The organism is Citrobacter sp. Marseille-Q5395 (genome assembly GCF_947057495.1).
GTDB classification, from domain to species: Bacteria; Pseudomonadota; Gammaproteobacteria; order Enterobacterales; family Enterobacteriaceae; genus Citrobacter; species Citrobacter murliniae.
Genome location: NZ_CAMSEL010000018.1, coordinates 59,499 through 74,320, shown reverse-complemented (window position 1 = coordinate 74,320; position 14,822 = coordinate 59,499). Strand labels below are relative to the sequence as shown.

Below are 14,822 nucleotides of genomic sequence, written 5' to 3'. Positions count from 1 at the left end.
CATTGATAGCATGTGTACCTAATTTTCATGTGAACCGTGCTCTCATTTTGAGCGACTGGGGTAAAATAAATATGGTGTAATGGGGGAAATTTATCGGGAGAGGGAACAGATGCGATATCCGGTTGATGTTTTTACAGGCAAGATTCGGGACTACATAGGAAGCCGTCCCAGCGCGATTGCGAAAGTTCAGGTCGATGGCGAGCTGATATTGACTGAACTGGGTCTGGCAGGCGATGAGCAGGCGGAAACGAAAATTCACGGTGGACCGGACCGCGCGCTGTGCCACTATCCGCGTGAACACTATCTGCACTGGAGACAAGAATTCCCCGAACAGGCAGAGTTATTTATTGCCCCCGCCTTTGGTGAGAACCTCTCAACTGAAGGAATGACGGAAGAGAATGTTTATATCGGTGATATCTTCCATTGGGGAGAGGCACTGATTCAGGTCACGCAGCCGCGCTCGCCGTGTTTTAAGCTTAACTACCATTTTGGCATCAGTGATATGGCCAGCCAGATGCAAAACGCAGGCAAAACCGGCTGGCTGTACAGCGTTATCGCGCCAGGGATGGTGTCGGCGGATGCCCCCTTGATTCTGACTTCACGTGTCAGTGACGTCAGCGTACAGGAGGCAATTGCTATTGCCTGGCATATGCCGTTCGATGATGAACAGTACCACCGTTTGCTGTCGGCTGCGGGATTATCAAAAAGCTGGACCAGAACGATGCAGAAACGTCGTTTAAGCGGCAAAATCGAAGACAATTCGCGGAGATTGTGGGGGAAATAATTCCCCCAGCAGGAAGCGTAGACCGGGTAAGGCGAAGTCGCCGCCCGGCACAACAGGTTTAATTACGAGCGTTTATACAGCGGCAGCCAGAGAACCAGACGCAGACCACCCAACGGGCTGTCTTCGGCCTTCACCCAACCACGGTGCTGCTGAATAGCGGTTTCGACAATCGCCAGACCCAGACCGGTACCGCCGGATTCGCGGTCACGCGCTTCATCGGTACGATAGAACGGACGGAAAATCTGTTCTCTGTCTTCGGGACTCACCCCCGGGCCATCATCGTCTACGGTGATGGTAATCCCGTCTTTATCCACCGCGAAGCCCACTTCAATCTTGGTGTGCGAGTAACGCAGGGCGTTGCGAACAATGTTCTCCAGCGCACTTTCCAGCGCATTCGGGTTACCGTACAGCGGCCACGGCCCTGGCGGGAAGTTTACCGTTAACGATTTACCCATCTGCTCAGCTTCAAAGGCGGCGTTATCCAGCACTTCGCCCCACAACTGGTTTGCTTTCACGGTTTCACTGACCAGTGCGTTTTTCTGTTGATTACGCGACATGACCAGTAAATCGTTGATCATGCTGTCCAGTCGGTGTGCTTCCGTTTCAATACGTTCCAGCTCTTTGCTCTCACCGCTACGACGGCGTAGCAGAGCGGTACCCAGTTGCAGGCGCGTCAGCGGCGTTCTCAACTCGTGGGAGATGTCCGACAACAGCCGTTGTTGGCTGGTCATCATCCGTTCCAGAGCGGTCACCATCTGGTTAAAACTGGCGCCTGCTGCAAGAAATTCCTGCGGACCTGCTTCCAGTTCCGGATGCTGACGCAGGTTACCCTGTGCCACTTCATCCGCCGCATTTTTCAGCTTACGTGCCGGTTTCGCCAGGCTCCAGGCAAGCCAGAGCAACAGCGGGGAACTGACCAGCATGGTGACGATCAGCAGTAACAGCGGTCGGTCAAACAGCAGGTTGATAAAGTCTGATTGTGAACTGCTGGCAGGTCGAATGAGATACAGTTGGTAGTTATCTTCGCCATCTCTGACAGAGAAAGGCCCGACCATCTCAACGCGACCGTACTTTTTCTTTTGTGGGTGGTCGGCGTTATCCGCCTGACCAATAAAGTTACGAATGATCTGCATTTCGTTGCGTTCTGCACCGATCACGCGTCCTTCCGTCGTAACAAGCAATAAACGTTGTCCCGGCGGTGCCCACTTGTCTATTGCACGGAACAGGCGACGCCACCACATCAAATCATTGGGTGGATCGTTCGCGAGTTCAGCTTCAACGTGTTGCTCGATCATCAACCCCTGGCGCTGTTCGCTGTCCAGTAGCTCGGTCATCTGGCGTGAGTCGAGCTTGGGTAACATCAGTACCAACATCAACACCAGTGCCAGCGTCAACCAGAAGATGGCAAAGATGCGTGCGGTTAAGCTCCCTATCATGAAGCGGAGACCATCAGGTAGCCGCGACCGCGCAGGGTTTTAAACCACGGGTGTCCGTCTTTACGCTCTGGCAGCTTACGACGCAGGTTAGAGATATGCATATCGATAGCACGGTCGAACGGTGTCAGACGTTTGCCCAGCACTTCCTGGCTTAAATGTTCACGAGAAACCACCTGACCGAGATGCTGTGCCAGCAAATAGAGCAGGGTGAATTCGGTGCCAGTTAACTCCAGGGTTTGTCCATCGAAGCTGGCTTCCTGGCGGCCTGGGTTGAGGCTTAACGCATCCACTTCCAGCGTCGGCGAACCGTTGTCGCTGTTCTGCTGCTGTTCGCTCCAGTGTGAGCGGCGCAGAATAGCGCGGATGCGCGCGACCAGTTCACGGTCGTTAAACGGTTTCGGTAAATAGTCGTCCGCGCCCAGCTCAAGGCCGAGTACGCGATCCAATTCGCTGCCGCGTGCGGTCAGCATGATTACAGGTGTCTGGTGTGTCTGGCGAAGCGCTTTCAACGTATCAATGCCGTTTTTCTTCGGCATCATGACATCGAGCAAAAGTAAATCGATGCTGTCATCCAGAAGCTCAAGTGCCTGCTCCCCGTCATGGGCAACCAGCACATCGAAACCTTCCATTTCGAGCAACTCCTTTAACAGGGATGTCAGCTCTCGGTCATCATCAACTAACAGGATTTTATTCATTGTTTACGTACCTCCGAGGCAGAAATTACGTCATCAGGCGGCGCTAATCTATGACTTTACGTTGTTTTACACCCCCTGACGCATGTTTGCAGCCCGAATCGTAAACTGTCTCTCGTTGAATCGCGACAGAAAAGATTTTGGGAGCAAGTGATGGGCAAAGTTACCGCTGCCGTCATGGCCTCAACGCTGGCACTCAGCACTTTAAGCCATGCAGCTGAAGTCGTCACAGGCGATCACTGGCACCTGGGAGAAAGCGGCTCGCAACGTAATGCGCAGAGCCACATGTTCGACGGTATCAGTTTAACCGAACATCAACGCCAACAGATGCGAGATTTAATGCAGCAGGCAAGACATGAGCAGCCTCCTGTTAATGTTAGCGAAATGGAGACAATGCATCGCCTTGTCACCGCAGAGAAATTTGATGAAAGCGCTGTGCGCGCTCAGGCAGAAAAAATGGCACAAGAGCAGGTTGCCCGCCAGGTTGAAATAGCCAAGGTTCGCAACCAGATGTATCGCCTGTTAACGCCCGAGCAGCAAGCGGTTTTAAATGAGAAACATGAACAACGAATGGAGCAACTGCGCGACATGGCGCAATGGCAAAAAAGCTCATCGTTGAATTTATTGAGTAGTAGCAACTCACGTTCCCAGTAGTAACCCTGTTTTCCTTGCCATAGACACCATCCCTGTCTTCCCCCACATGATGTGGGGGTTTTTTTTGCCCAAAATTTGACACTCTGTTATTGCCTGACTGTTTTACTTCATCCGTTATACTAGCGGCATATCCTGGCAGGAGTGTTTATGAATCAAACCTATGGGCGGCTGGTGAGCCGGGCGGCAATCGCCGCGACAGTGATGGCATCGCTGTTACTTTTGATCAAAATTTTTGCGTGGTGGTACACCGGATCGGTGAGTATTCTGGCTGCTCTGGTGGATTCTCTGGTAGATATCGCCGCGTCGTTGACCAATCTTTTGGTGGTGCGTTATTCATTGCAACCGGCTGATGATGAGCACACTTTCGGACATGGGAAGGCAGAATCGCTGGCGGCGCTGGCACAAAGTATGTTTATTTCAGGCTCGGCGCTGTTTTTGTTTTTGACCGGTATTCAGCATCTGGTCCAGCCGACGCCGATGAAAGATCCGGGCGTAGGGGTGATCGTCACCGTCATTGCGTTAATTTGTACTATCATACTGGTCACGTTTCAGCGCTGGGTTGTGAAACGTACGCAAAGTCAGGCTGTCCGGGCAGATATGCTTCATTATCAGTCTGATGTTATGATGAACGGAGCGATCCTCGTTGCGCTTGGCCTTGCCTGGTATGGCTGGCATCGTGCGGATGCCTTGTTTGCCCTCGGAATTGGCATCTATATTTTATATAGCGCATTACGTATGGGGTATGAGGCGGTGCAATCCTTACTGGATCGCGCTTTACCCGATGGGGAACGTCAGGAAATTATTGATATTGTGACGTCATGGCCGGGAGTCAGCGGCGCTCACGATCTTCGCACGCGGCAGTCAGGGCCGACCCGCTTTATTCAGATTCATTTGGAAATGGAAGATAATCTGCCGCTCGTTCAGGCGCATTTAGTGGCTGAACAGGTTGAGCAGGCAATTTTGCGGCGTTTCCCGGGATCGGATGTGATTATTCACCAGGATCCCTGTTCCGTCGTACCCAGGGAAGGCAAGATGTTTAATTCGTTGTAAAAAGTGTGCCAGGCCAGCATTTTGTGTATAAATTACCACCATTTGGCCTGACCTGAATCAATTCAGCAGGAAGTGATTGTTATACTATCTGCATATTCGTTGGATCGTTTCGATATGCGGAATCGACTTCCGGCAGCAGATTTCATTTTGCATTCCAAAGTTCAGAGGTAGTCATGATTAAGAAAATCGGTGTGTTGACAAGCGGCGGTGATGCGCCGGGCATGAACGCAGCAATCCGTGGTGTTGTACGTGCAGCGTTGTCGGAAGGACTGGAAGTCATGGGGATCCATGATGGCTACCTGGGTTTGTATGAAGACCGTATGGTCCAGCTTGACCGCTACAGCGTATCCGACATGATTAACCGTGGCGGTACTTTCCTCGGTTCTGCTCGCTTCCCTGAATTCCGCGACGAAAATGTGCGTGCAGTGGCTATCGAAAACCTGAAGAAACGTGGCATTGATGCACTGGTTGTTATTGGTGGTGACGGTTCTTACCTGGGTGCAAAACGCCTGACTGAAATGGGTTTCCCGTGCATCGGTCTGCCGGGCACGATCGACAACGATATTAAAGGCACTGACTACACTATCGGCTACTTCACTGCACTGGGTACCGTGGTAGAAGCGATTGACCGCCTGCGTGATACCTCTTCTTCTCACCAGCGTATTTCCATCGTTGAAGTGATGGGCCGTTACTGTGGCGATCTGACCCTGGCGGCAGCAATCGCGGGTGGCTGTGAGTTTGTTGTGGTACCGGAAGTGGAATTCAGCCGTGACGATCTGGTCGCTGAAATCAAAGCTGGGATCGCGAAAGGTAAAAAACACGCCATCGTCGCCATCACTGAGCACATGTGTGACGTTGACGAACTGGCGCATTACATCGAGAAAGAAACAGGCCGTGAAACGCGTTCAACCGTACTGGGCCACATCCAGCGTGGTGGTTCTCCGGTGCCTTACGACCGTATCCTGGCTTCCCGTATGGGCGCGTATGCCATTGAACTGCTGCTGGAAGGTCATGGCGGTCGTTGCGTCGGCATTCAGAACGAACAACTGGTTCACCACGACATCATTGACGCAATTGAAAACATGAAGCGTCCGTTCAAAGGTGACTGGCTCGACTGCGCGAAAAAACTGTACTGATTGTTTTTTCCGCGCCTGATGGCGCTACGCTTATCAGGTCTACAGGTTGCAGAGACTTGTAGGCCGGATAGGGCGTTAGTCGCCATCCGGCACATCCCCTCGCTTTTATTCCCCCAAGTTATAGCAAATCTTTTTTTATTCTTTAATGTTTGGATCGCTTTCTGGCACGCTTTGCTCATCACAACACAACATAAGAGAGCTGGGCGATGAACAAATGGAGCGTGGGGTTAACATTATTGCTGGCATCGACCAGCGTTCTGGCAAAGGATATTCAGTTACTTAACGTATCGTACGATCCAACGCGTGAACTGTACGAACAGTACAACAAAGCATTCAGCGCGCACTGGAAACAAGAAACGGGTGATAATGTCGTGATCCGCCAGTCACACGGTGGCTCCGGCAAACAGGCAACCTCCGTTATTAACGGTATTGAAGCCGATGTGGTAACCCTGGCGCTGGCCTATGATGTTGATGCCATCGCTGAACGTGGTCGTATCGATAAAAACTGGATTAAGCGTTTGCCGGATAACTCTGCGCCTTACACCTCCACCATCGTCTTCCTGGTCCGCAAAGGAAATCCAAAGCAAATTCATGACTGGAACGATCTGGTTAAACCGGGCGTGTCGGTCATTACGCCAAACCCGAAAAGTTCAGGCGGCGCCCGCTGGAACTATCTGGCCGCGTGGGGCTACGCGCTGCACCACAACAACAACGATCAGGCCAAAGCACAGGACTTCGTCAAGGCTCTGTTTAAAAACGTTGAAGTACTGGATTCCGGCGCACGTGGTTCAACCAATACTTTTGTCGAGCGCGGGATCGGTGATGTGCTGATTGCCTGGGAAAATGAGGCGCTGCTGGCGACGAATGAACTGGGTAAAGATAAGTTCGAAATTGTCACTCCGAGCGAATCTATCCTGGCGGAACCGACCGTTTCTGTTGTCGACAAAGTGGTCGAAAAGAAAGATACCAAAGCAGTGGCAGAAGCTTATCTGAAGTATCTCTATTCCCCGCAGGGTCAGGAAATTGCAGCGAAAAACTACTATCGTCCACGCGATCCTGAAATTGCGAAGAAATACGAAAATGCGTTTCCGAAGCTGAAGCTGTTCACCATCGACGAGGAGTTTGGCGGCTGGACAAAGGCGCAGAAAGAACACTTCTCTAACGGCGGCACGTTCGATCAGATTAGTAAACGGTAAGTGCGGATGTCGTTTTCAGGCCCGGTGGCATAATGCGACCGGGCTTTTTTATTTGTCATCATTTTGCGTTACTCTTCCACTTCAATAAGATACAGGGAACGCGCAATGAAAAAAGCAGGCTATTTTTTACTGGTGGTGATCGTTATCGCTGCGACGGCGGGTATTGGCTACTGGAAGTTTACCGCTAATCCGGACGCGTTACGCCAGATTGTGCTTGAGCAATGTCTGCCGAACCAGTTACAACACCAAAATCCTGCACCGTGCGCTGAAGTTAAGCCGGATGCCGGATACGTGGTGTTCAAGGACCGTAACGGCCCTCTGCAATATCTGTTGATGCCTGGCTACCGTATTAACGGGATGGAAAGCCCGCTGTTGCTGAAATCGGGCACGCCAAACTTTTTCTGGCTCGCCTGGCAGGCGCGTAGCTTTATGAGTCAGAAATATGGTCAGGAAATTCCCGACAAGGCAGTATCACTGGCGATCAACTCAGTCACTGGTCGCACGCAAAACCACTTTCATATTCATATCTCTTGTCTGCGTCCTGATGTCAGAACGCAACTGGATGACAATCTGGCGAAGATCGGTACTCGCTGGCTGCCTTTACCCGGTGGGCTACGCGGACACCAGTATCTGGCGCGCCGCGTGACGGAAAGCGAGCTGGTACAACGTAGCCCGTTTATGATGCTGGCGGAAGAAGTTCCTGATGCGCGTGAGCACATGGGCAGCTATGCGCTGGCGATGGCACGCCAGAGCGATGACTCCTTTGTCCTGTTGGCGACGCAGCGCGATCTGCTGTCATTGAATCTCGCCTCCGCCGAGGAAATTCAGGATCATCAATGTGATATTCTGAAGTAACCCCACCTAATCTGGCGTTTACTCTCTTTGCCTGTCCCCGTATTCTTGTTGAAAAAAACAACAGGAGACAGGCATGTCGATCTGGCTTACGCACCCTCTGTTTATTCCTTCTCTGGTGGTTGGCATCACCATTCTGCTCTGGGCAACGTCGTTGTTACCGGAGTTTATAACCGCTCTGCTGTTCTTTTCTGTGGCGATGGTGGCCAAAATTGCTCCACCGGATGTGATCTTTGGTGGCTTTGCATCGTCAGCGTTCTGGCTGGTCTTTAGCGGTTTCGTACTGGGTATCGCGATTCGTAAAACGGGACTGGCGGATCGGGCTGCGCGTGCGTTGTCGTCCCGGCTGACCGACTCCTGGCCGTTAATGGTTGCGAGCGTAGTGCTGCTTAGCTATGCGCTGGCGTTTGTAATGCCATCCAATATGGGGCGCATTGCGTTGTTGATGCCGATTGTTGCGGCGATGGCGAAACGTGCCGGAATTGCCGATGGTACCCGCGCCTGGTACGGCCTGGCGTTAGCCGTTGGTTTTGGCACCTTCCAGCTTTCCGCCACAATTCTACCCGCGAACGTACCTAACCTGGTAATGAGTGGTGCAGCGGAAGGCTCTTACGGTATCCATCTGAATTACCTTCCCTATTTGCTGTTACATACGCCTGTGCTGGGTTGGCTGAAAGGCGCGGTACTTATTGTGCTTATTTGCTGGCTGTTCCCCGGCAAGCCTCATGCACCGCGTGATCTGACGCCACCTGAACCGATGAGTGGTGATGAGAAACGTCTGGCCTGGATGTTGACGGTCGTGCTGATTATGTGGGTGAGTGAAAGCTGGCACGGCATTGGTCCAGCCTGGACCGGCCTGACGGCAGCGGTCATTACGCTGTTGCCCCGTGTTGGTTTTATTAATGGGGAGGAGTTTTCCAGTGGCGTAAATATCCGCACCTGTATATATGTGGCAGGTATCCTGGGGCTGGCGATCACTGTGACGCAGACCGGTATTGGTAGTGCGGTGGGCGAAGCACTGTTACAGGTGATGCCGTTGGATGCGAATAAACCGTTTACCAGCTTCCTGGCGTTGACCGGTATCACCACCGCGCTCAATTTTATTATGACGGCTAATGGCGTTCCGGCACTGTATACCACGTTGGCCCAGAGCTTTTCCGATGCGACCGGGTTCCCGCTGTTGTCGGTGATTATGATTCAGGTTCTGGGTTATTCCACCCCGTTGTTGCCGTATCAGGCATCACCGATTGTGGTGGCGATGGCGTTAGGGAAAGTGCCCGCAAGAGCAGGGATGTTGCTGTGTATTACGCTGGCGGTGGCGACGTATCTGGTACTGTTGCCGCTGGATTACGTGTGGTTTAGCGTATTAGGGAAATTATAGTTTCATCGTGGTGTTAATTTTTTGTTTTGTGAGATGATGAATTGTTTTATTTGTGCTGATACCGGTTAATACCGGAGCGCGTACTTGCGCACTGGAAACTCAAGGATTGATTCATGGACAGATTGACCCCCATCCGCTGTTGGCCTGCCATCATCTCGATCGTTATTACGCTGACAATCTGGTTTATTATTCCTTGCCCCCCTGACGTAACTCCTGAGGCGTGGCATCTGTTGGCGCTGTTTATCGGCACGATCGCGGCGATTATTGGCAAGGCCATGCCCATCGGCGCTATCGCAATTGTGGCGATTATGCTGGTGGCTATGACAGGCGTTACCAACCCTGGTAAACCCTCAGCGGCGTTGAACGACGCGCTAAGCGGTTTCTCGAACCAACTGATCTGGCTGATTGGGTTATCCATCATGCTGTCGCAAAGTCTGTTGAAAACGGGGCTGGGTGCGCGTATCGGCTATGGGTTTATTGCCTTGTTCGGCAAAAGAACACTGGGTATCGCCTGGGCATTAACGCTGGCGGAAACGATGATCGCGCCCGTAACGCCGAGCAATACCGCGCGCGGCGGCGGCATTATCCATCCGGTGATGCGGGCGATTGCAGAAAGTCTCGGGTCTCAACCCGGCGACAAGGAAAATGGTTCAACGGGGCGATATCTTGCACTGGTGAACTACAACATTAACCCGATCAGTTCAGCAATGTTTATCACAGCGACTGCACCTAACCCCTTAATTGTTAGCTTTTTGACTAAAGGGTCAGATGGGGTGCTGAATATGACCTGGGGGATGTGGGCTATCGCGGCGCTCCTTCCTGCTGTCGTCTCATTGATCGTGATGCCCATCGTTATCTGGTGGCTCTATCCACCGGCCATTACGCGTACGCCGAATGCGCCGCAGTTTGCCCGGGAAAAGCTGGGCGCGCTTGGCCCGCTATCGCTGGCAGAAAAAATCACCCTCGCAGTTTTCGTTTTGTTGCTTTGCCTGTGGGCGGGTGTTCCTGCGATGCTGATGGGCAACGGCTGGGCTGTTAACCCCACCAGTGCGGCGTTAATTGGCCTATCCATTCTGCTCGTGACGGGGGTATTAAACTGGGACGATATTCTTAAATGCCGCGGTGCATGGGATACGATAGTCTGGTTTGCCGCTCTGGTGATGATGGCGGACTTCCTGAGCAAACTGGGTCTGGTGGGTTGGCTGGCGACGAGCGTGGGCAGTGCAATTGATCATCTCGGTGTCCACTGGAGTATCGCGACACTGCTGCTGATCCTGCTTTACGTCTATTCACACTACTTTTTCGCCAGTACCACCGCGCATATTACGGCCATGTTCGCGGCGTTCTTCGCTGCGGGATTAGGTCTCGGCGCTCCCCCGGCACTGCTTGGACTGATGCTGGGTTTCTCTTCCTCACTGATGATGTCGCTCACGCATTATGGTACGGGTACTGCACCCATCATCTTTGGCTCGGGCTATGTCACGTTGGCGGAGTGGTGGAAAACGGGGCTAGTGATGAGCGTGGTCAACCTGACTATCTGGGGAGTGACCGGAGCCTTTTGGTGGCACTGGCTGGGATACTGGTAAAACGGAATCGCCGGATGTGACGGGAGGAGCATGCCTCCCGTCGCAACGACTTAAGCCTGTTTAGCGGCTTCAGCTGCTTTAACGATCACCGCGAAGGCGTCAGCTTTCAGCGAAGCACCGCCAACCAGCGCACCGTCGATGTCCGGCTGGGCAAACAGTTCTGCTGCGTTAGCTGCGTTTACGGAACCGCCGTACTGGATGATAACTTGTTCAGCGATTTTCGCGTCAGCTTTAGCAATGTGGTCACGGATGAATTTGTGAACAGCCTGAGCTTGTGCCGGAGTTGCAGATTTGCCAGTACCGATAGCCCATACAGGTTCGTAAGCGATAACCACGCCTTCGAATGCCGCAGCCCCCTGAGTTTTCAGAACGGCGTCGATCTGACGTGCGCAAACTTCTTCAGTTTTGCCTGCTTCGTTTTCTGCTTCGGTTTCACCAATGCACAGAACCGGGGTCAGACCCTGTTCTTTCAGCACAGCGAATTTTTTAGCGATCAGCTCGTCAGACTCTTTGTGATAAGTACGACGCTCGGAGTGGCCGATAATGATGTACTGCGCGCCGATGTCTTTCAGCATTTCAGCTGAAGTTTCACCAGTGAATGCGCCAGACAGGTTCAGGTCAACGTTCTGCGCGCCCAGGATGATGTGGCTACCGGCAGCAGCGTGTTTTGCCAGGTCGATATACATTTCCGGTGGAGCGATTGCTACTGCACAGCCAGCTACGCCAGCCAGTTCTTTACGCAGGTTAGCAACCAGTTCGTTTACCATATGGCGGCTGCCGTTCAGTTTCCAGTTACCCATCACTAAAGGATGTCGCATTTCATTTCTCCACGCTTTATCAGCGAATTAAGGAATATGGCCGCCCGTCAGGGCAGCATGGTCTGTGAAACAGTATAGAGATTCATCCCTGGAAAGGCTTTGCTTTTTGTCATTTATTCGACTCCTCCAGACTCTCAGATAATGCCAGCTTAATCGGTTCAACAGCGAAGGTCAGCCCCTTTTCGCCGTTATCTGCAACAACATAGCGAATTGCACCCTCAGTTTCTGCGTAGTAATGCTTACCTTTGCCTGCGGTGAGCAATTTTTGCAGCTTTTTCTGGCTTTGTTCTTTGGTCAGTAAAGGGGCTACGGTGCGGATGATGGCGCTCATGTATTCCAGCGCTTTCGCTTTGGCGGCCTTTTGTTCCGGCCCCTGAATCGGCAGCCAGGTTACCTGCATGCTTTTGATTTTCAGCGTACCGCGCTCAAGAGCAGATGACGCATACAGGTTTTCATTGATCTTACTGGCGGCGCGGGTGAGATTTGCCTTATCACGGCTGCTGTCGATGGCACGGAACTCATTCAATGCAAGTTTTGGATTCTGCGTATTAAAGTTTTCACGAAATTGGCTGATCGACAGATCAAACGTCGGCGCACCCGCCAGCAGGTAGGGGGCTGTGGTTGCTGTCGAGTGCTCTTCCGCCAGTGCCGTAGTGTTTACGGACAGGGCTGAAAACAATAATAAAAACAGAGTAAATCCTTGCTTCATCAATCGTACCTTTCGTTATGACTGTCCACGATTAAAACGATAACTGTCGGGCTTGTCAAAAGGGTAAACTGTTCTGAAGGCCAATTTTAAAGGAACCTACATGACCATACAGCAGTGGTTATTCTCATTTAAAGGGCGTATCGGACGCCGTGATTTTTGGATTTGGGTCGGCCTCTGGATTGTCGGTATGCTGGTTCTGTTCTCACTGGCGAGTAAAAAATTACTCGATATCCAGACGGCTGCGTTTTGCCTGGTCTGTCTGCTTTGGCCGACGGCGGCAGTGACGGTAAAACGCCTGCATGACCGGGGGCGCTCTGGATTGTGGGCGCTATTGATGATTCTGGCGTGGATGCTGCTGGCCGGAAACTGGGCGATATTGCCAGGCATCTGGCAGTGGGTGGTAGGTCGCTTTATTCCTACGCTGATTCTGGTCGGTATGATTATCGATCTGGGCGCGTTTGTTGGCACTCAGGGTGAAAACAAATTTGGCGTAGATACGCTGGATGTGAAGTATAAAGGGTAAAGCGTAGGCCGGATGAGGCGTTGCCGCCATCCGGCAGATCGCCCGCTAGCGCTACGCTTATCGGACCTACAAAATCAATAAACCCACGGTAATGTCTTACCAGTAGTGCTCAGCAGTCATATGGCCCGGTCGGCGGCGAAGGTGTTTGGTCATCTGCCGGGTCTCTTTCAGTAACTGCTGGGTATCGCGTACCATCTGTGGATTTCCACAAAGCATCACATGGCTGGTGGTGGTATCCATTGCCAGCCCAACTGCTTTTTCCAGCTCGCCGTTTTCAATCAGCGCGGGAACCCGTCCAGTAAGCGAGCCTGTAGCCGTTTCACGGCTGACGACCGTCTGGATACGTAATTTACCTTCGTAGCGTTTTTCCAGCCTCTGCATCAGCGGCAGGTAGCTTAAATCGGCGGCATATCGGGCAGCATGGACCAGCACCAGATTTTTAAAGCGATCAAGATCTTTACCCAACTGCAGAATCGACAAATATGGGCCGATAGCCGTGCCGGTTGCCAGCATCCACAGCGTGTCACAATCGGGAACTTCATCCAGCACGAAAAATCCTGCGGCTTCGCTTACGACCTGCACTTCATCGCCAGGTTTCAGCGCAGCCAGACGTGGACTGAGTTTACCGTCGGGAACGGTCACCAGATAAAACTCTAAATCAGGATTATCAGGCGCGTTCACATAGGAATAGGCGCGCTGGACGCGCTCACCGTCGATCTCAAGGCCAAGCTTAGTAAACTGACCAGCAGTGAAAGGATGAACTGGAGCTCGCACGGTCAAACTAAACAGGGCATCGGTCCAGTTATGTACCTTCGTGACTTTACCTGTTACCCAATCTGCCATGGTTTTCTCCTGTCTGATTTGCTTGCCTTATCTTCGTTCGCTGAACAAAAAAATTCCAGTCCCGGAGGACTGGAAAGCTCAATCAAACAAATCTGTTACAGGATGTGCGCCTGCACATCAGGATCTTTGCGATCCAGGTAGTGAATGGATTGAATGCGGCGGATCGTGCGCGATTTCCCGCGGATCAGCAGTGTTTCAGTGGTTGCGATATTGCCTTTACGGCTAATCCCTTCCAGCAGGTCGCCTTTGGTGATCCCGGTCGCTGAGAAAATCACATTGTCGCTGCGCGCCATTTCGTCCAGACGCAGCGCTTTGCCTGCTTCAATGCCCATTGCCTGGCAACGAGCCAGTTCCTGTTCGCCAATGCGACGATTCTCTTCGCTGTCGCCCTTGACGTCGTGACGTGCCAGCAGGCGGCCCTGCATGTCGCCATCCAGTGCGCGGATTACGGCAGCGGAAACTACGCCTTCCGGTGCACCGCCGATACCGTACAGTACGTCGACTTCGCTGTCTGGCATGCAGGTCAGAATTGAGGCGGCGACATCGCCGTCAGGAATGGCAAACACGCGTACGCCCAGCTTCGCCATCTCAGCGATAACTTCATCATGACGAGGCTTTGCAAGGATGGTGACGGTCAGCTCACCAAGTGGTTTACCGAGTGCGGCAGCAATGTTACGCAGGTTAGCTTCCAGCGGCAGATTCAGGTCGATTGATCCTTTCGCACCAGGGCCGACAATCAGCTTTTCCATATACATATCCGGCGCGTTCAGGAAGCAGCCTTTATCACCGACAGCCAGTACTGCCAGGGCATTCGCCTGGCCCATTGCTGTCATGCGCGTGCCTTCGATTGGATCGACAGCTATGTCCACGGCATCGCCGAGACCGGTCCCAACCTTCTCACCGATAAACAACATTGGCGCTTCATCGATTTCGCCCTCACCAATAACAATAGTGCCGTCGATGTTGACCTGGTTGAGCATAATACGCATGGCGTTCACCGCCGCGCCGTCAGCGATGTTTTTATCGCCGCGACCCAGCCATTTATAGCCAGCCAGTGCGGCTGCTTCGGTCACGCGTGAAAATTCAATGGCAAGTTCTCGTCTCATTGCAAACTCGTAGCAGAAAGGAATGGCGCGAAGTGTAGCACAGGGTAAGGGGCTGG

General features: G+C 52.5%; 15 protein-coding genes. 9 read left to right on the top strand and 6 right to left on the bottom strand.

The window, feature by feature from the left end:
* The first annotated feature begins 109 nt into the window (after positions 1-109).
* Positions 110-784, top strand: coding sequence for a 6-hydroxyaminopurine reductase (yiiM, locus tag OH663_RS19265; RefSeq protein ID WP_200012969.1), 675 nt, complete (start codon positions 110-112; stop codon positions 782-784).
* Between the two features lie 62 nt (positions 785-846).
* Here the strand turns inward: yiiM and cpxA are convergent, their stop codons facing one another.
* Both cpxA and cpxR read right to left on the bottom strand, forming a co-directional pair.
* The gene (gene cpxA, locus OH663_RS19260) at positions 847-2,220 is read right to left on the bottom strand and encodes an envelope stress sensor histidine kinase CpxA (RefSeq protein WP_045449282.1); all 1,374 of its coding nucleotides are present in this window, start codon (positions 2,218-2,220) and stop codon (positions 847-849) included.
* Positions 2,217-2,915 carry an envelope stress response regulator transcription factor CpxR gene (gene cpxR / locus OH663_RS19255; RefSeq protein WP_005121756.1) on the bottom strand — a complete coding sequence of 233 codons (699 nt, stop codon included), beginning with the start codon at positions 2,913-2,915 and terminating at the stop codon, positions 2,217-2,219. The genes cpxA and cpxR overlap by 4 nt, the downstream gene beginning before the upstream one ends.
* A gap of 150 nt (positions 2,916-3,065) precedes the next feature.
* Between cpxR and cpxP the strand changes: the two genes are divergently transcribed.
* The 7 genes from cpxP (at position 3,066) to OH663_RS19220 (ending at position 10,767) form a co-directional block, all read left to right on the top strand.
* Entirely contained in the window at positions 3,066-3,566 is a 501-nt protein-coding gene (gene cpxP / locus OH663_RS19250) for a cell-envelope stress modulator CpxP (protein WP_045449284.1), read from the top strand.
* 147 nt (positions 3,567-3,713) lie between these two features.
* Complete coding sequence (gene fieF, locus OH663_RS19245; RefSeq protein ID WP_045449286.1) at positions 3,714-4,616, top strand: CDF family cation-efflux transporter FieF; 903 nt, start codon at positions 3,714-3,716, stop codon at positions 4,614-4,616.
* A gap of 173 nt (positions 4,617-4,789) precedes the next feature.
* On the top strand, positions 4,790-5,752 hold the full coding sequence (gene pfkA / locus OH663_RS19240) for a 6-phosphofructokinase (RefSeq protein ID WP_045449287.1): 963 nt from the start codon (positions 4,790-4,792) through the stop codon (positions 5,750-5,752).
* Between the two features lie 206 nt (positions 5,753-5,958).
* Positions 5,959-6,948 (top strand): sulfate/thiosulfate ABC transporter substrate-binding protein Sbp, encoded by a 990-nt coding sequence (sbp, locus tag OH663_RS19235; RefSeq protein WP_045449289.1) that lies wholly within the window; start codon positions 5,959-5,961, stop codon positions 6,946-6,948.
* Positions 6,949-7,053: 105 nt separating this feature from the next.
* Complete coding sequence (locus OH663_RS19230; protein WP_045449291.1) at positions 7,054-7,803, top strand: CDP-diacylglycerol diphosphatase; 750 nt, start codon at positions 7,054-7,056, stop codon at positions 7,801-7,803.
* A 73-nt stretch (positions 7,804-7,876) separates the two neighbouring features.
* Positions 7,877-9,181, top strand: a complete 1,305-nt coding sequence (locus OH663_RS19225; RefSeq protein WP_045449292.1) for an SLC13 family permease — start codon at positions 7,877-7,879, stop codon at positions 9,179-9,181.
* Between the two features lie 113 nt (positions 9,182-9,294).
* Positions 9,295-10,767: a DASS family sodium-coupled anion symporter gene (locus tag OH663_RS19220; protein ID WP_048223382.1), complete on the top strand. Its 1,473-nt coding sequence runs from the start codon at positions 9,295-9,297 to the stop codon at positions 10,765-10,767.
* 50 nt (positions 10,768-10,817) lie between these two features.
* On the opposite strand, the gene tpiA is transcribed toward OH663_RS19220, so the two are convergent.
* The gene (gene tpiA, locus OH663_RS19215) at positions 10,818-11,585 is read right to left on the bottom strand and encodes a triose-phosphate isomerase (protein ID WP_003028783.1); all 768 of its coding nucleotides are present in this window, start codon (positions 11,583-11,585) and stop codon (positions 10,818-10,820) included.
* A gap of 109 nt (positions 11,586-11,694) precedes the next feature.
* On the bottom strand, positions 11,695-12,294 hold the full coding sequence (locus OH663_RS19210) for a YiiQ family protein (RefSeq protein WP_045449300.1): 600 nt from the start codon (positions 12,292-12,294) through the stop codon (positions 11,695-11,697).
* A gap of 100 nt (positions 12,295-12,394) precedes the next feature.
* On the opposite strand from OH663_RS19210, the gene OH663_RS19205 reads away from it, so the two are divergent.
* Positions 12,395-12,817 carry a DUF805 domain-containing protein gene (locus OH663_RS19205; RefSeq protein WP_045449302.1) on the top strand — a complete coding sequence of 141 codons (423 nt, stop codon included), beginning with the start codon at positions 12,395-12,397 and terminating at the stop codon, positions 12,815-12,817.
* A gap of 96 nt (positions 12,818-12,913) precedes the next feature.
* Here the strand turns inward: OH663_RS19205 and fpr are convergent, their stop codons facing one another.
* Positions 12,914-13,660, bottom strand: a complete 747-nt coding sequence (gene fpr, locus OH663_RS19200; RefSeq protein ID WP_048223389.1) for a ferredoxin--NADP(+) reductase — start codon at positions 13,658-13,660, stop codon at positions 12,914-12,916.
* A gap of 95 nt (positions 13,661-13,755) precedes the next feature.
* Entirely contained in the window at positions 13,756-14,766 is a 1,011-nt protein-coding gene (gene glpX, locus OH663_RS19195; RefSeq protein WP_045449305.1) for a class II fructose-bisphosphatase, read from the bottom strand.
* Between the last annotated feature and the right edge of the window lie 56 nt (positions 14,767-14,822).